Annotated in this window: 16 protein-coding genes; 11 read left to right on the top strand and 5 right to left on the bottom strand. The window is 55.1% G+C overall.

Going from position 1 to position 15,605, the window contains the following annotated elements:
• Nucleotides 1-153: 153 nt before the first annotated feature.
• From HQL52_09295 to HQL52_09280, 4 genes are read right to left on the bottom strand one after another with little or no spacing between them, the layout of a single operon-like run.
• Nucleotides 154-1,113, bottom strand: coding sequence for an electron transfer flavoprotein subunit alpha/FixB family protein (locus HQL52_09295; GenBank protein MBF0369636.1), 960 nt, complete (start codon nucleotides 1,111-1,113; stop codon nucleotides 154-156).
• Nucleotides 1,110-1,868, bottom strand: a complete 759-nt coding sequence (locus tag HQL52_09290; GenBank protein MBF0369635.1) for an electron transfer flavoprotein subunit beta/FixA family protein — start codon at nucleotides 1,866-1,868, stop codon at nucleotides 1,110-1,112. Before HQL52_09290 ends, HQL52_09295 begins: the two co-directional genes overlap by 4 nt.
• Entirely contained in the window at nucleotides 1,865-2,497 is a 633-nt protein-coding gene (locus HQL52_09285) for a thiol:disulfide interchange protein DsbA/DsbL (GenBank protein ID MBF0369634.1), read from the bottom strand. Before HQL52_09285 ends, HQL52_09290 begins: the two co-directional genes overlap by 4 nt.
• Nucleotides 2,498-2,531: 34 nt before the next feature.
• Nucleotides 2,532-2,957, bottom strand: coding sequence for an OsmC family protein (locus tag HQL52_09280; GenBank protein ID MBF0369633.1), 426 nt, complete (start codon nucleotides 2,955-2,957; stop codon nucleotides 2,532-2,534).
• A gap of 183 nt (nucleotides 2,958-3,140) precedes the next feature.
• Between HQL52_09280 and HQL52_09275 the strand changes: the two genes are divergently transcribed.
• The 11 genes from HQL52_09275 (at nucleotide 3,141) to HQL52_09225 (ending at nucleotide 14,402) form a co-directional block, all read left to right on the top strand.
• On the top strand, nucleotides 3,141-4,250 hold the full coding sequence (locus HQL52_09275; protein MBF0369632.1) for a bifunctional oligoribonuclease/PAP phosphatase NrnA: 1,110 nt from the start codon (nucleotides 3,141-3,143) through the stop codon (nucleotides 4,248-4,250).
• Complete coding sequence (gene lipA, locus HQL52_09270) at nucleotides 4,251-5,141, top strand: lipoyl synthase (protein MBF0369631.1); 891 nt, start codon at nucleotides 4,251-4,253, stop codon at nucleotides 5,139-5,141.
• Nucleotides 5,142-5,216: 75 nt separating this feature from the next.
• Nucleotides 5,217-6,566 (top strand): hypothetical protein, encoded by a 1,350-nt coding sequence (locus HQL52_09265; protein ID MBF0369630.1) that lies wholly within the window; start codon nucleotides 5,217-5,219, stop codon nucleotides 6,564-6,566.
• Entirely contained in the window at nucleotides 6,559-7,812 is a 1,254-nt protein-coding gene (locus HQL52_09260; GenBank protein MBF0369629.1) for a tetratricopeptide repeat protein, read from the top strand. The genes HQL52_09265 and HQL52_09260 overlap by 8 nt, the downstream gene beginning before the upstream one ends.
• Nucleotides 7,809-8,444 (top strand): lipoyl(octanoyl) transferase LipB, encoded by a 636-nt coding sequence (gene lipB, locus HQL52_09255; GenBank protein MBF0369628.1) that lies wholly within the window; start codon nucleotides 7,809-7,811, stop codon nucleotides 8,442-8,444. Before HQL52_09260 ends, lipB begins: the two co-directional genes overlap by 4 nt.
• Before the next feature lie 28 nt (nucleotides 8,445-8,472).
• On the top strand, nucleotides 8,473-8,835 hold the full coding sequence (locus tag HQL52_09250) for a nucleotidyltransferase family protein (GenBank protein MBF0369627.1): 363 nt from the start codon (nucleotides 8,473-8,475) through the stop codon (nucleotides 8,833-8,835).
• Nucleotides 8,836-8,844: 9 nt separating this feature from the next.
• Nucleotides 8,845-9,288: an NUDIX hydrolase gene (locus tag HQL52_09245; protein MBF0369626.1), complete on the top strand. Its 444-nt coding sequence runs from the start codon at nucleotides 8,845-8,847 to the stop codon at nucleotides 9,286-9,288.
• A gap of 1 nt (nucleotide 9,289) precedes the next feature.
• Entirely contained in the window at nucleotides 9,290-10,657 is a 1,368-nt protein-coding gene (locus HQL52_09240) for a Do family serine endopeptidase (GenBank protein ID MBF0369625.1), read from the top strand.
• 110 nt (nucleotides 10,658-10,767) lie between these two features.
• Nucleotides 10,768-11,880 (top strand): TRAP transporter substrate-binding protein, encoded by a 1,113-nt coding sequence (locus HQL52_09235; protein MBF0369624.1) that lies wholly within the window; start codon nucleotides 10,768-10,770, stop codon nucleotides 11,878-11,880.
• Nucleotides 11,881-12,045: 165 nt separating this feature from the next.
• Entirely contained in the window at nucleotides 12,046-13,053 is a 1,008-nt protein-coding gene (locus HQL52_09230) for a hypothetical protein (GenBank protein ID MBF0369623.1), read from the top strand.
• Nucleotides 13,054-13,325: 272 nt separating this feature from the next.
• Nucleotides 13,326-14,402 (top strand): ParB/Srx family N-terminal domain-containing protein, encoded by a 1,077-nt coding sequence (locus HQL52_09225; GenBank protein MBF0369622.1) that lies wholly within the window; start codon nucleotides 13,326-13,328, stop codon nucleotides 14,400-14,402.
• 338 nt (nucleotides 14,403-14,740) lie between these two features.
• Here the strand turns inward: HQL52_09225 and HQL52_09220 are convergent, their stop codons facing one another.
• Complete coding sequence (locus tag HQL52_09220) at nucleotides 14,741-15,328, bottom strand: hypothetical protein (protein MBF0369621.1); 588 nt, start codon at nucleotides 15,326-15,328, stop codon at nucleotides 14,741-14,743.
• Nucleotides 15,329-15,605: the final 277 nt, after the last annotated feature.

Here is a 15,605-nt window from a genome sequence, read left to right as displayed (position 1 = left end):
TCACGAAATCCTTTGGTATCCGTGTTGTTGGGCTTGGCCGCATGATCCAAAGCTACATGAATCGGTGAAACTTCAGTTTGTTGGTTCCAGGCAACTGAAAGGGGGGGCGAAAGCTCCGGAAAGTCAGAAATAATCTCCCGCATCAACGGGGAATCAGTCGAGGGGCCGATCCAACGCTTCCATCAATGCGGGTAGGGCTTCGAAGAGATCCATGGTGAGGCTCACATCTGCTACCGAATGGAGGGGAGCGGTGGGGTCGCTGTTGATGGCAACAATGCAGCGGGCATCCTTGATTCCGGCCAGGTGTTGAATCGCCCCGGAAATACCCGCCCCGATATAAATATCCGGCCCGATGATTCTGCCGGTTTGACCAATCTGCCAGTCGTTGGGAGCAAGCCCCCCATCCACCGCCGCTCTCGTCGCCCCCACCGCTCCTCCCAAACCATCCGCCACCGCTTCGATCAACTCAAAGCTACCAGCCTCCGCTACTCCTTGCCCCCCCGCCACCACGATGCGGGCCGTGTTGAGGTCCGGGCGTTCGCCGGGAGAGGGGGTAAACCCTAAGCGTCGGGAGAGCCCATGGCTTTCTTGGGGAATGTTGAGGGTGATTTTCCGGATGGGGGCTGGTGTGGGGCTGGTTGAGGCTGGGGCAAAGGCGGTGGTGCGAATGGTGAGGAGGGCTGGTAGCTCGGAAAGCTGCACCGTCGCCAAGGCATTACCAGCGTGGAGGGGACGAATAAAGGTGTGGTCGTCCCGAATTCCCACCACCTCCGTCACCGGTGGTTGATCCATCAAACCCGCCACCCGAGGCAGTATATCCCGACCAAAGGAGGAGGCAGGCATGAGCAGATGGCTGTAACCCTCCATCAGGTTGACGATTCCAGCTGCCAAACTTTCACTCCCCGGGATCTCCCGGCTATCAGAAAAACCGGTCAGGAGCAGTTCTGAAACACCAGCCAACTCCGAAGCTTGCTGGATAGCTTGCTGACACACCCTCCCTATCAGCAACAGCGTCACTTCTCCCAGCAGCGCTCCAGCCGCCACGGCATTGGCCACCCCAGCCTTAAGATCAAGACCTTCCTGATCTGAAACCACCAGCACCCGGCTTTTCATCCCATCAACCCTTGCACGCCAATCATCTTAAGCTGCTCCGCTAATTCCCGAACACTCCCCACCCGAACACCCGGTTTGCGGGGGGGAGGGGGGTGGATCTCCAGGGTTTTGAGCCGGGGGGTGGCGTTGATCCCCAGTTCGGCAAGAGGAATCCGCTCCAGAGGTTTTTTTCGGGCTTTCATAATGTTGGGTAGGGATGGATAGCGGGGTTCATTTAAACGCAGATCCACTGTGATAACCGCCGGGAGGGTGACCGCAACCTGCTCAAGCCCCCCATCCACCTCTCGGGTGACCACTGCTTCGTGGTTGGTGATCTCAATGGATGAGGCAAAGGTGGCTTGCCCCCAGCCGAGCAATCCCGCCAAAAGCTGCCCTACCTGATTATGATCCCCATCCACCGATTGCCTGCCGGTGAGGATCAGATCCACCGGGGATTGCCTGACCCGTGCGGCCAGAGCATGGGCTACGAGCAGAGGCTCCAATCCCCCAGGTGCTTCCACCAAAATCCCCCGATCCGCTCCCAACGCAAGGGCAGTTCGCAAGCCGTCAAGCCACCCCTCAGGCCCCACCGAAATCGCTTCCACTTGGCGGGCAACACCAGCTTCCTTCAGGCGAATCCCCGCCTCCAGAGCGATCTCATCGAAGGGGTTGATGATTTCTTTGACCCCGTCAAGATCAACCCCGGAGCCATCGGCTTTGATTCTGACCGGGGAGGCCGGGTCCGGGACTGTTTTGACCGGGACCAGAATATTCATCGGGCAGCCAGTTCCTCCACGATCTGAAAGAGCCGCTTCATATCACCCTTGGCGTGCTTGCCGGGATGAATTTTGTAGCGGCCATTGATGACAATGGTGGGGGTGGAGTTGACCCCGAAGGAGCGTTGCAGGGATTTGGCTTGGGAGACTTTGGCGGTCACTCCAAAGGCGCGCATCTGCTTTTTGAACTTGACCGGATCCAGCCCTGCTTCTTCTGCCACAAAGGCCAGCTCTTCGATATCTTCAATGTTGCCCTGATCCTTAAATTGGGTCCGGAAGATGCCGTTTTTCATCGCTTCCCCCTTTTTCAGGAAGAGCCCGGCATAGTAGGCCCGCACCGGGGCATCGGTCTGCTTGCCCCAATAGATGGGCAGGGCTTTGATGTCATATTTGTCGTGGTTTTTCGAGGCCCATTTGGTCATATGGGGGTGGAGTTTGAAGCAGTGGGGACATTTAAAGTTAAACACCTCCACCACCTCCGGCTTACTCCCTTTGGGGGTGATGGGGGCGGCAATCACCTCATAATGTTTCCCTTCCACCAGATCCAACGCCAGGGCTTGGCCGGGTGTCAGGGTTAAGGAGAGTAGGAAAAAAAATGCGAGGGTGACAAGACGGCGAGCTGGCATCATGGTGCGGATACTCCAGGGGGTGCATATGGATAAATTAACCTTCGACGATCTCGAAGGTGGTTTTGAGCTTGGCGGTTTTGCCCAGCATGATGGAGGCGGAGCAATATTTTTCCTTGGAGAGGTCGATGGCGCGAATAACAGCCTTTTCGGGAAGATTCATTCCGGTGACGATAAAGTGCGCTTCGATCTCTACATAGACCTTGGGTTCGGTTTCAGCCCGGATGCCTGTGATGGCCACCTCGCAGTCGTTAACCTGATGGCGGCCTTTTCTGAGGATGGAGAGTACATCGATGGAAGCGCAGCCTCCCATGCCGATGAGCAGCAACTCCATGGGTCTCACCCCCATGTTGCGCCCGCCGACCGCCTCTCCGGCATCCATCACCACGGTGTGCCCGGAGCCCGACTCTCCCAACATTTGAATGCCTTCAATCAGCTTGACCCGTGCCTTGACCTCGGCCATGAAAACCCTCCTTCCCTAGGTGATGGACAATTGATAAGTAGGAAAAACCGACAAAATGTTTCATCATGGTGCCGGTGTAAACCCATTTTCGTCAAGTTGGCGTGCGTGTCTGGTGCTGGGGGCGGAATTTTTGTAAACTTTTGAGGTGGGTTTCATCTATCGAAGCAGGTTGCATCTTTGGCGTTGGGAAAGGGATCGGCTGTGGAGAGTGAAATCAAGAACGAAAAGACCCTGGAGCTATACAACCTCCTCAAGGATCGGGATGGGGAGCGCCATGCTGTTATCATTCAGGATTTTCCTGATCCGGACGCCATCTCCTGCGCCTTTGCCTATCGCCTGATCAGCGATCAATTCGGCATTGAGACCGATCTGCTCTATGGTGGTCGCATCAGCCATCAGGAAAATATCGCCCTGATTCACCTGCTCGACATCAACATCGTTCGCTGGCAGCGAGATGATATTCCCAAAGATCGCTACCAGGGATCGGTGTTTGTGGATAACCAGGGCACCACCTCCAACCTGACCGATGCCGTGGAGCGGGCTGAGGTGCCGATTACGGTGATGGTGGATCATCACGTCGATCAGGAGCGCCTGGTTCCCCAGTTCAAGGATTTGCGCACCACCGGCTCCTGTGCGGCTATCTTTGCTGATTATCTCGCCAGCGGCATTCTCACCCTGCGCCCGGGTCGCTCTGAGCATCGGCGTCTGGCTACCGCTCTCATGCATGGCATTCTTTCCGATACCGGTTCCATGATCCACGCCCAGGCGTTGGATTTTAACTCGGCGGCTTATCTGCAGCCTTTTTCCGATAACGATCTTTTGGTGGAAATTCTCCACCAGCAGCGCAGCCATCGGGTGATGGAGGTGATTCGTACTGCCTTGAAGGATCGGATGGTGCGGGATGGTTTTTGTCTGGCTGGGGTGGGGTTTTTAAGATCCGAAGAGCGGGACGCCATTCCCCAGGCGGCAGATTTTTTGCTCACGGAGGAAAATGTCCACACGGTGGTGGTCTACGGCATCGTCAGCCACGAGCGCCGGGGGGAGTCGATTCAGGGCTCTCTCAGAACCATCAAGCACACCCTGGGGCCGGACTCCTTCCTCAAGGAGACCCTGGGCAAGGCTGAGGATGGGCATTTTTATGGGGGAGGGAAGGCGATGGCGGGGGGGTTTGAGATTCCCTTGGGCTTTCTCTCCGGGGAGGACGACCCGGAGCTGGCCAAGGTGAAGTGGGAAGCCTTTAACGCCAAAATCCGCCGAAAGTTTTTCACCCGCATCAATCCCCGGGAGCGGTGAGTGGTTGGGGTCACCGGCAGAAAACCCCGCTGGCTCAAGGTTCCCCTTCCCGCCTCCAAAGAATATCTCACCATGCGGGGGCTGCTGAAAAAACATCAGCTCAATACGGTCTGTAGCGAAGCGACCTGCCCCAATATTGGTGCGTGCTGGCAGGGGGGGCATGCGGCTTTCATGATTTTGGGTTCAGTCTGCACCCGTAATTGCGCCTTTTGTGATGTCACCACCGGCAAGCCCCTACCCGTTGATCCGGATGAACCTGAGCGGCTTTTGCGGGCGGTTCGAATCCTGAAGCTGAAACATGTGGTGATCACTTCGGTGGATCGGGATGATCTGGCTGATGGGGGGGCGGGTCAATTTGTCGCGTGTCTGGAAAAACTGGCCACCCTTGAACCCGCCCCCAGCGTGGAGGTGCTGACCCCTGACTTTAGAGGTAAGGCGGGAGCGCTTGAGCGGGTGGTTGCGGCAGCACCGACGATTTTCAACCACAACGTCGAAACCGTTCCCCGGCTCTATGCCCATGTGCGTCCGGCAGCGGATTATGAATATTCATTGGGGGTGTTGAAGCAGGCGGCGGAGCTTTCCGATCAGGTTATCACCAAATCCGGCATCATGCTGGGGTTGGGGGAGAGTCGGGAGGAGGTGGAAGGGGTGTTGAGGGATTTGCGAGAGGCTCGTGTACAATCCCTCACCATCGGTCAATACTTGGCTCCCAGTTCCAGCCACCATCCGGTGATTCGCTACTGGAAGCCGGAAGAGTTTGAAGAGCTGGGAGAGCTGGCTCGGAAGATGCATTTCACCCAGGTGGAAAGCCACCCACTGGCCCGCTCTTCCCTCAAAGTGGAAGAGAGGGGTGTGAGGGTGGAAAAATCAGAAAATGGCACTATATTGTAGGTATCATTGGCATATGCCCAACCAAGATCGCCCTTTGACCGCTATCAGTAACGCCACCAGGGAAGCCAGCACGCCATGACCCCGGAAGATAAACTGGAGCTGAAAAAATTTTTCCGTGCACTTGATGACCGGCCTCTGGAGCCGAAGGATCCCGTATACGTCCCCATCCACAAACGGTTTGATGACGACCCGATCCAAAGGCTGGTGGCCAACATCAGCATGCAGGCATCTGCCAGCGTCGATCTTCTTTTTGGTCAACGGGGAAGCGGCAAAAGCACGGAACTGCGACGACTCAAGGGGTTGTTGGAGGAGCAGGGGTGTGAGGTTTTTTTGTGCGATCTGGAAGATTATCTGAACACCACCCAGCCCGTCGAAGAGGGGGATTTTATGATCACCCTGATGGGGGCTTTCAATGATGAGGTCAACAAACGTTTCAAGGTGGATGAAACCGAAACCAGCTATTGGGAACGCACGACCCAATTTTTAAGCCAGGAGATTAAACTCGATCACGCCTCTTTGAAGGTTGGTGGCGACAATCTTCGGCTGGCTTTGAAGGAAAATCACGATTTTAAAGACAAACTCAGGGAAAAATTGGGACCCTATTCCGAACTGGTAAAAAACCAAGCTTGGGCTTTTGCGGCCAAGATGGTGGACCGGGTGCGTTTTGAGCGCAACGACCCGGACAAAAAAGTGGTGGTGCTGGTGGATTCCCTGGAAAAAATGGGATCGGGCAGCAGGGAGAACGCACTCAAGATCTATCATTCGGTGGCCGACCTTTTTTCCGGTCACTCCAAATCCCTGATGATTCCCAAACTGAGCATCCTCTACACCATTCCCCCTTATCTTCCCTCGCTGGTTCCCAATCTCGCTGGACTGTTGGCAGGGGCGACCCTGAATAGATTACCCAGCGTCCATGTTTCCTTGCGGAATGGGGGAGTGGATGAGGGTGGGGTGGAGATCATGCGGAAAATCGTCGACAAACGACTTTCCGGCTGGCAAAAAATATTTACTCCGGAAGGGTTGGGACGATTAGCGGTCTCATCGGGTGGGGATTTGCGGGATTTTTTCCGCTTGATCCAACACGTCTTGATCACCGTTGCCAGCCGCAAAAAAGTGGAACTCCCGGTTGGGGATTCCATCATCAAATCCGCTGAAGTGGATCTGAAGGCGGGCATGCTCCCCATTGCCAAGCAAGATGCCTGGTGGCTATGGGGCATCATTGAAACCAAAAAGGCGGAGTTGAACGAGCTTGAAAGTCTGTTTGATCTGGCTCGTTTTTTCGACACCAAGCTCGTTCTCAACTATCGCAATGGGGACAGCTGGTATGATGTGCATCCACTGCTGAAAAATGAAATCCTGGAGATGATTGAGATCGAACAGGAGAGGGAGCGCAAAAAGGCAGCCGAGGGGGAGGGGGGTGGCTGAGACCCTACACCTGACCGAGGAGGGGGAGGAGATCTGGACCCGTTTTTCCACCCATATGCAATTCTCTGGAGGGTTTGGTCTTTTCGTTATTTTTTCTTCTTTTCCCGGCTTGATCAATCTTTTTCGTGAGCGGCTGGAGTTGCAGCTTCAGTTTCAGGTAAACCGGCTGCAACCGGTGCGCACCGAAGAGCCCCTGGATCTGCCTGATCACCTCCTCGCCCTGATTCGGGAAGAAAAACCGGGGTTGCGGGAGATGCGCGCTCCTCTCTGGGTGGAGTTTTGGGAAAGGGGGGATGAAACCGACCGGGATAGCTGGGAAAAAGCCCGTGTGGCCCTTCTCCACCGCTTAAACCTCCAGCGGGATCTCCTGCGCAGCCGTCTCTCCCGTCCATTTATCCTGGTTCTTCCCGGTGATTACCGCCCCCACATCCGCGAAATAGCCCCGGACTTTTGGTCGGTCCGCACCCACAATTTTATCCTCGATTCCAGCCTCCTCTCCACCACGCCCCCAGCCCAATTTTTTGATGTGGGGAGTCGTGATCCTGGGAAGGAACCTACCATTTTCCATCCGGAACTGGCTGAAGCGATGCTCCGGGAGTGGCAGCGGGTGAAGGATCGCAGCGGTCCCGGGGTGATTCAGGCGGGTTTTCATGCGGTGGATGTCACTCTCGAAATGGGTCAAGGGGAAAGGGGGAAGGAGATTGCCGAAAGGGTTCTGGAGCTGGCCAGAGCTGCTGCGAAAACCGAAACCCCGGAAGCCTTGCGTGATCTGAGTATCTCCCTCAACAAGGCGGGGGCAATCCAGGAACAATTGGGAGAACTGGAAGGGGCGGAGAAAGCCTTTGGGGAGTCCTTGGAAATTAGCCGCCGCCTGCTTCAAAGCGTGGGTGAATCTCCACAGGCTTTGCGGGATCTGGCTGTTTCACTGGAAAAGGTGGGCGATATCCGCCAGGCTTTGGGGCAACTAGAGGGTGCTGAAGAGATGTTTGGCAGGTCGCTGGAAGTTTTTGGCCGACTACACACCAATTTAGGCGATACTCCGCAAGCCTTGTGGGGAGTGGCAACATCCAACTGGAAGTGTGCTGATTCTGCCAAATCATTGGGGAAAACAGCGGCTGCCAGAGAATATTTCCAGGAATCCCTGCAACTGTGGGAAAAATTGGCTGAAAGCTATCCGCAACAAGCGGAGCATCGGAAATGGGCTGAGGAGGCTCGCAAGCGACTGGCCGAACTGGAGGAAGGGTGACCCAAGCAGCACTATCCTTCGAGATTATCCGCCACCACCGGATCGACTATGAAGCCGCTTGGGAGATGCAGCAGAAGCGGGTGGGGGAGGTGGTTGCCGGGAGGGCGGGGCATACCCTCTATCTGTTGGAACACTCGCCCGTCTATACCCTGGGGAGATCGGGGAAGGTGGAGGAGGTGTTGGATGATTCCACCCGGGAAAAAATCCCCCTGGTTGAAACCGATCGGGGGGGGCGTGTGACCTACCATGGGCCCGGGCAGATGATCGCCTATGTGGTGTGGGATTTGCGGCCCCACAGCCGTATGGTGCGAAAGCACGTCACCCGGCTGGAAGAGTCGATCCTGAAAACCCTCTCCAGCCTCGGAATCACAGCAACCAGAGAACCCGACAACCCCGGTGTGTGGGTGGACCGAGCCAAAATCGCGGCATTGGGGGTGCGCATCACCAGGGGAGTGGCCTATCATGGGGTAGCTCTCAACCGGGACCCGGATTTAAGCCACTTCGATGGCATCATTCCTTGCGGGCTCCAAGGCCGCCCGGTGACATCCCTGGCAAAGCTCGGGGTCGATATCACCCGGGAAGAGCTGGAAGAGCGCTATCTGGCGGCTTTTCGAGAGGTGTTTGAAGGGTAAATATCGTTTTGGGCAGGGAGGTTGAATCATGGCGATTTTCCACGGCATCAATCTCATCGAAGAGCAGATTAGCCATTTTTGCCAACGCCACCATATCCAACGCCTCTCCCTCTTCGGCTCCATCCTGGGGGATGAATTCGGCCCTGATAGCGATATCGACGTTTTGGTGGAGTTCCAACCCGGCCATACCCCAGGCCTCGCCTTTTTCACCATGGAAATGGAACTCTCCAACCTTCTAGGCCGCAAGGTCGATCTCAACACCCCCGGCTTTTTGAGCGCCCGTTTCCGGGATCAGGTCATCTCTGACGCCAAAGTGTGTTATGTCTCGCCCTCATCTCCTGGAAACCAAGCATCACAACAATTGCTTTCCACACTGGACAATCATCCATAAGGAATCCCCATGGCCTGGATCCCCGAAACCCCCTTCCTCACCGCTGACATCATCATTGAACTTTTGGACCACCCCAACCGTCCAATCGTCTTGATTGAGCGGAAAAATCCGCCCCCTGGCTGGGCGCTGCCTGGGGGATTTGTGGATCGGGGGGAGCGGGTGGAGGTGGCGGCGGTTCGGGAGGCGCTGGAGGAGACTGGGCTCAAGGTCAAGCTCAAGACCTTGCTCGGGGTCTATTCCGATCCCAACCGGGATCCCCGCATGCACACCACCACCCCGGTCTACATCGCCGAAGCCCATGGGGATCCGGTCGCCGCTGACGACGCCAAAAATGTCATGATCGTCGATCCAAAAAAAATCCCCGTCACCCTGGCATTTGATCATGGATTGATTTTGGCCGATTATGTCCGCTATCGGGAGAGCGGCCAGGTTGCACCACTACGTGAGGCATAAAATGAACCGAGCTTGGAAAAAAAGCGTCTGGATTGGGAGCATTTTCATTCTGTTTGTCGCTGTGGCCGCTACAGCCGGGCTGCCCATGGCTGTGGGGGGTAAACGCCTGCCCAGCCTCGCTCCCATGGTGGAAAAAGTCATTCCATCGGTGGTCAATATCGCCACCTCCACCACCATCGAAACCCCGGAACACCCCATCCTCTCCGATCCCTTCTTCCGTCGTTTTTTTGAATTTCCCCGCCAGGGCCGACAAAAGGACAAGGTGGAACGAAGCCTGGGCTCAGGGGTAGTAGTGGATGCCCGCAAAGGATTTATCCTCACCAACCACCACGTCATCAAAGATGCCGACCAGATTACCGTCACCTCCCAGGATGGCAAAATTCTCAGCGCCCACCTGGTGGGGGTTGATCCGGAAACCGATATTGCAGTCATACGAGTCCCCGCCAAGGGCTTGCAAGAGATCGAAATGGGAGATTCGGACGATCTGCGGGTGGGAGACTTTGTGGTCGCCATCGGCAATCCCTTTGGTCTGGGTCAAACCGTCACCTCCGGTATCATCAGTGCGTTGGGGCGCACGGGGCTCGGTATCGAAGGGTATGAAGATTTTATCCAGACCGACGCCTCCATCAACCCCGGCAACTCCGGTGGGGCGCTGGTGGATCTCGACGGCAAGCTGGTGGGAATCAATACCGCCATCCTGGCCAAGGGGGGGGGGAATGTCGGCATCGGCTTTGCCATCCCGGTGGATATGGCCCAGCGGGTGATGTCCCAGCTGGTGGAATATGGCGAGGTGCGCCGGGGATTGCTGGGGGTGCAAGCCCAGAGCCTGACCCCGGAGTTGGCCCTTGCCTTCGGTATTCATAACGACACCAAGGGGGCGGTGATTACCCGGGTCACTCCAGGGACTGCTGCTGAGCGGGCCGGGCTTAAAGCCGGGGATGTGATCACCAAAGCCAACGGTAAAAAGATCGATGGGGTCTCTGATCTGAGAAACCTCATCGGGCTTGCCCGGATTGGTGAGCAGGTCAAAATCGAGTTTATCCGGGATGGCCGCACCAAGCGGGTGAATGCCCATGTGGCGGAGCCTGAACAGTTGCGCCTGGATGGCTCGGAGGTGGATCCCCGTTTGGAAGGGGCACTTCTGGAAATTCCGGATGAAGATGGCGCTACCGGTATCAGCATTGTCGATTTGGAGCGGGAGAGCCCTGCCTGGCAAACGGGATTGCGCCCGGGAGACCGGATTATTTCCGCCAACCGCATCCCGGTGAAAACCTTCAAGGAGCTTTCCCGTGCGGTACGCAAGAAAAAGCATAAAATGTTGCTGAACATCGAACGCGGGGGGGAGGGGTTTTTTATCCTGGTGCGCTAGTGGGATGAATTACCCTGATCCTGTTTAAAAAATGGGAATCGTGCCGAATCGAGGGGAGAGGAGGGGAGCCCCGTGTGCGATGCCTTTCATTCATTGTTTGGAGGGAAATAATGAGCAAAAAAGAGTCAACTGCCGAGCCTAAAACCCGTCGTGGATTTTTAAAGGGCGCTGTTGCCGCCACCGGGGCTGCTGCTGCGGCTGTTTCTGCACCCAACATCGCTATTGCCGGCAAAAAAATTCGTTGGAAAATGGTCACCACCTGGCCGAAAAACTTTCCTGGTTTGGGAATGGGGGCCAACTTTTTAGCCAAAACCATCGGTGAGATGAGCGGTGGCCGTTTGAAGGTCAAGGTCTATGGCGCCAAGGAGCTGGTGGGGGCTTTTGAGGTGTTCGATGCGGTCTCCCGGGGCACCGCCCAAATGGGTCATGGCGCAGCCTATTATTGGAAGGGCAAGCACCCTGCCACCCAGTTTTTTGCAGCAGTGCCCTTTGGCTTGACCGCCCAGGAGATGAACGGCTGGCTCTATCACGGCGGCGGCATGGAACTCTGGAGCAAGCTCTACGATCAGTTCGGCATGGTGCCCACCGCCATCGGCAATACCGGCGTGCAGATGGGGGGATGGTTTAACAAGCAGATCAACACTGTTGATGACCTCAAAGGCCTCAAAATGCGTATTCCGGGGCTGGGGGGGGAGGTGCTCAAACGCGCTGGGGGGACGCCTGTCAGCCTCCCGGGCGGGGAAATTTTTCCTTCCCTGCAATCGGGCTCCATCGACGCCACCGAATGGGTCGGCCCCTATAATGACCTGGCTTTCGGTCTCCACAAGGCCGCCAAATATTACTACTTTCCCGGCTGGCACGAGCCCGGCACCACCCTGGAGTGCATGATCAACAAAAAGGCCCTCCACGCCCTGCCGAAAGATCTGCAATCCATCGTCTTGAACGCCTGTAAGGTGGCCAACCAGGATATGTTGGCTGACTTTACCGCCCGCAACAACAACGCCCTCTCCATTTTGGTGGATACCCACAAGGTGGACCTGCGCCGTTTCCCTGATGAGGTGATCTCCAAGTTGAAATCCCTCTCCGATGAGGTGGTCGCCGAGATTGCCGGCAAGGATCCTCTCTCCAAGGAGGTCTACGAATCATTCAAAAAATTCCGGGATCAGGCGGTCTCCTGGCATGCGGTATCAGAGCAGGCCTATCTGAATGCCCGTAAAGCGTGATTTTTTGGGACAATAAATCGGAATAAAGAGACAAAGGAGGTGTGTTTTTCGGATTGTGGCATGTTTTGTGAATGAGAAATGCTCGATAGTCTGTGGCTGGGATCTTTTTGCCTCAGGCTATCGGGCGTGATTCATTCAAAAACAGGCAAGGGGGGAAGTCCGGTTATGAAACCGAGATTCCAACAGCGCTATTGGTGGCGACTGATGGCGGTTTCTCTGGTTTTGATCGGAGCCGGAAGGGTGTTGGCCTTCGGTTCCGAGCCATCCCCCATTCCCCGCTCCGAGTTGATGGTCAAGCAGTTCAATCGGGTGGAAGCGGATATCACCCTGTTGGGCAAGCTGGTTCTGCGTTCACTCTCCCCCCTCTTTGCCGAGCTGCACATTCGAGAATTTCACGGCAATCCCAAGCGGGTGGCGATTTTGGCGGCGCTGTGGGATCGGCTGCCGGGATTGGCCAATACCCGCCTCGATATCAACGATCTGGCCCTCAAAGAGACGGATATTACTGTTTTGCCCGGCAAGGTTCAGTTTCAGGCCGGGGAGGTGCGGGTGCCTGAAGGGGGGATTCAAGCGCTTTCCGGTTATTTTGAGCAGGATGGGGGGCTCTGGTGGTTGCAGTCGAAATCATTGAGCGTTGTTTTGCCCCGTTCTCCCACCTCAGAGGCGAGACTCTCCCCGGATATGGGCTTCAAAACCCTCTCTGCCAACGGCACACCCAAGCTGGGGCGGGTGGAAATAGAAGAACCTTATGTGCGGGGCGGCTACGCCAAACGGTTGAAGGCCACCGGCAAAATGCCTGACCATTCCAAGGCCAAAGCTGCCGGGAGTCTCAGCCGCCCTGAAACCACCCTTGATCTCACCTTGGAGGATATCGGCCTCACCTCCACCCCCACCCCCCAACCCGGTCTGAAACCTTTCCGGGATATCTGGCGTCTGGCCCACAAGGAACCCGCTCCCCCCACCTTCGACCATCTGATTCTCCAGAGCCGCGCCTCCTATGGCGATGTGGTTTTCGACTCCATCGAACTCATCGGTGATGGGGTGGAAGCGGCTGGTCGTGGCTTGCTGAAAATCCCCTCTCATGGCCCCCTCCAGCTACAACTCAACTTAACGGTTAAAGTGGGTCGGGGGGAAGAGATTCCCTTCGAACGCAACTATTTGCTGGATCCCTGATAAATCACGCCATTGCATCAGTTTGTTTTTTAGGGGGATAACCATCAATATGGGGTAATTTTTAAGGTTGCCTCTTTCGGGAAAACAGGTATCCTTTTGGTTTTTCTGTGTCGGTTTATGTCATCTTTTGTGCGATCATAACTGGATGTATACAATTTTGCGCAGTTGTATTGTTTTCCAGCGAGATTGGTTGATGGGGGTGATCAATGCCGAAACAGCACCATGATGAGCGGTGAGGCCGTTCAATCAAGCCAAGAGGGAGGGGATTGTTTATGAATGGAAAAATTAAAACCAGCATAGTGTGTGGGGTGTTTTTGTTGAGCCTGGCACTGGTTCCAACCACCGCCATGGCGAAAAAAAAGGCGTGTGAAGATTTGAAAACCAGTGATTACGGCGATCCAAAAACAGGAACAACGGGGAAAGAGTGCACGATCCCGATCACCGATATTCACCTGACTCAATATGCCGTCGGTAAGGCAGCGGTTGAGTGCAAAATCAAAAAAGTAGACAGTAAAGTTCGGAAATATCTTGATAAACATGACAAAAAATACAAAGGGCAGCTCTCTTCCGTCAGCGCCTCCAGCATGGTGGATGCTCTGAACGACTATCTGGATGCAGACAATCGCCACATTCCCCTGGTGCGCGGTCGCAAAGGGGACGATGGCAACAAAACCTTCTATACCACCGACCATCACCATCTGGGAGCGGCGGTGTGGAACTATGAAGGTTTTCAGAATCTGTCTGATAAAAAAAGGAAGAAAGTCAAATTTATCGCCACAGTGAAAGATGACCTCAAAGACAAGGCATCCTGGGACAGCTTTTGGGACACCATGATCGCTGAGTTTTACACTTGGCCCTATGACAATAACGGCAAACCTCTGGCTGATAGCCGCTTCAACAGCGAAGATGGTCCCTATCCCGGGGATTTTGGAGTGGTGTTTGAGGAGGCCCATAACGATAAATATCGTTCCATCTCCCGGTGGGTACGGGAAAACTGCCTCTATCTGAAGGATGGCAAGACCCAGTGCAAGGATATCTATGATCGCATTGGTGTCACCCCCAAGGCGGTGGATTTCATGGAGTTTGTCTGGGCCAACTATCTGCGGGAAAAACTACCCTGGCCCGCCAGCGAAACCGAAGCCCACGACAGTATATTCCTCAGCCTCTACAGCCAAACCCCGGGCCTGATGCGTGCTCCGGAGGCTCTGGAATATCTCAAAACCCACAACCCCAATCCTGAAAAATACAAGGCAGAGGATTACGGTTACCACAGGGATGGCCTCTACCTCTACCTGAACTTCGATGGGGACATCTGTGAAGAAGAAACAGATATGATCATTACGCCGTAAATGGATGTGCGGTTGGTAGTTGGTTGTCTGTTTCAATGTGATAGCTTGAGAAGGTGTGTTCGTCTCTTCTTGAGATGATCTGGGAAAGATGGAAAACCGGCGGTTAAGGCTGTTTCTCGCCGGTTTTCCATCCACCCTGATTTTTTTATGACGCCCTCCGTCTGACGGCCTTTTCTGATAGCTTGAGGTTGGCCATTCCTGTCAGACATCTCTCTTCCGGTCGCCACTCCCACAGCTTTTCCATTTCAATTTCCAGTCAAAACATCCCGTATCCATGGCCTGCTTAAGCCAACGGTCATCTCTTCCAAAACGAATTGATCTGATGGTCAGGTTTGGATCTACTGGATGGAGAGGGGGGCAAAAGTGGTCAAGCTCTGCATCGATCCCCCCCAAGGCCACTTCCCTGTCAGCCAACCGTATACCCCCACCCCCACAGCCAAATAAAAAAGCAGGCCCCAGATGTTGCCAAAGGCAATCCTGAAATCGGCTCGGGAGGGGATGGCGTTTTCCAGCAGAAAGGTGGTGGCGAAGACCAGTCCGAAAAGAGCGGGCAACGTGGCAGGAAAAAAATCAAAAAAACGTCCCTCCACCACAAAAGCCAAGGGGAGCAGAAGCAGGGGAGAGAGGGCTGTGGGCAGGGCATTGTAGAAGCGGATGTTCATCAGGGTTACCGCTCCCAATACAATGGCGCCGTCGATGTTGCGTCGGGGCCAGACGGTAAATCCCACCGGTTTGGCATTGAGCAGCCACCCCACCAGCCAGTGGGTGAGTTCGTGGAAAAAAGTGCCAAACAGATTGATGATCCCTACGGCAAAGCGATTGTTGGAGGAGAAGCTCTTGATCCGAAGCAGCAGCACCGCCATCCCCATGAGGAAAAAACGGTTGTCTGACAGGGATTGAAAATCGAGGGGTGGGAGATCAAACATGGTTTTTATCGGGCTGGTTGACAGTGCAGGGTGGATATTGAGCCCGATTTTTTCGATAGCCGTGAAATAATCATGCCCAGGTGATCTTTTTCTCGCACGCCTCATGCCAGCTTCTGAGCCGGTGTTGTTTTTTAGGCCAAAGTGGCATGCGCATGGCCTCTCCCTTGTCATTCCCACGTAATCGGGAATCCAGTAGGCCACACGCACAGATAGATAAAATCAATGCGTTTTTCCAAAAAAAGTCACACTGTTTTTCTGGGGATTACACATCTTTAGG

The sequence above is a fragment of the Magnetococcales bacterium genome, from assembly GCA_015232395.1.
In the GTDB taxonomy this organism is placed as follows: domain Bacteria; phylum Pseudomonadota; class Magnetococcia; order Magnetococcales; family JADFZT01; genus JADFZT01.
This window is presented reverse-complemented; position numbering and strand designations above follow the sequence as displayed.

Excerpts from the sequence above, each read along its gene's own strand:
- HQL52_09295 (MBF0369636.1), bottom strand. The coding sequence starts at position 1,113 with ATGAAAAGCCGGGTGCTGGTGGTTTCAGATCAGGAAGGTCTTGATCTT.
- HQL52_09290 (MBF0369635.1), bottom strand. The coding sequence starts at position 1,868 with ATGAATATTCTGGTCCCGGTCAAAACAGTCCCGGACCCGGCCTCCCCG.
- HQL52_09285 (MBF0369634.1), bottom strand. The coding sequence starts at position 2,497 with ATGATGCCAGCTCGCCGTCTTGTCACCCTCGCATTTTTTTTCCTACTC.
- HQL52_09280 (MBF0369633.1), bottom strand. The coding sequence starts at position 2,957 with ATGGCCGAGGTCAAGGCACGGGTCAAGCTGATTGAAGGCATTCAAATG.
- HQL52_09265 (MBF0369630.1), top strand. The coding sequence starts at position 5,217 with ATGACCCCGGAAGATAAACTGGAGCTGAAAAAATTTTTCCGTGCACTT.
- HQL52_09250 (MBF0369627.1), top strand. The coding sequence starts at position 8,473 with ATGGCGATTTTCCACGGCATCAATCTCATCGAAGAGCAGATTAGCCAT.
- HQL52_09245 (MBF0369626.1), top strand. The coding sequence starts at position 8,845 with ATGGCCTGGATCCCCGAAACCCCCTTCCTCACCGCTGACATCATCATT.
- HQL52_09240 (MBF0369625.1), top strand. The coding sequence starts at position 9,290 with ATGAACCGAGCTTGGAAAAAAAGCGTCTGGATTGGGAGCATTTTCATT.
- HQL52_09235 (MBF0369624.1), top strand. The coding sequence starts at position 10,768 with ATGAGCAAAAAAGAGTCAACTGCCGAGCCTAAAACCCGTCGTGGATTT.
- HQL52_09230 (MBF0369623.1), top strand. The coding sequence starts at position 12,046 with ATGAAACCGAGATTCCAACAGCGCTATTGGTGGCGACTGATGGCGGTT.
- HQL52_09225 (MBF0369622.1), top strand. The coding sequence starts at position 13,326 with ATGAATGGAAAAATTAAAACCAGCATAGTGTGTGGGGTGTTTTTGTTG.
- HQL52_09220 (MBF0369621.1), bottom strand. The coding sequence starts at position 15,328 with ATGTTTGATCTCCCACCCCTCGATTTTCAATCCCTGTCAGACAACCGT.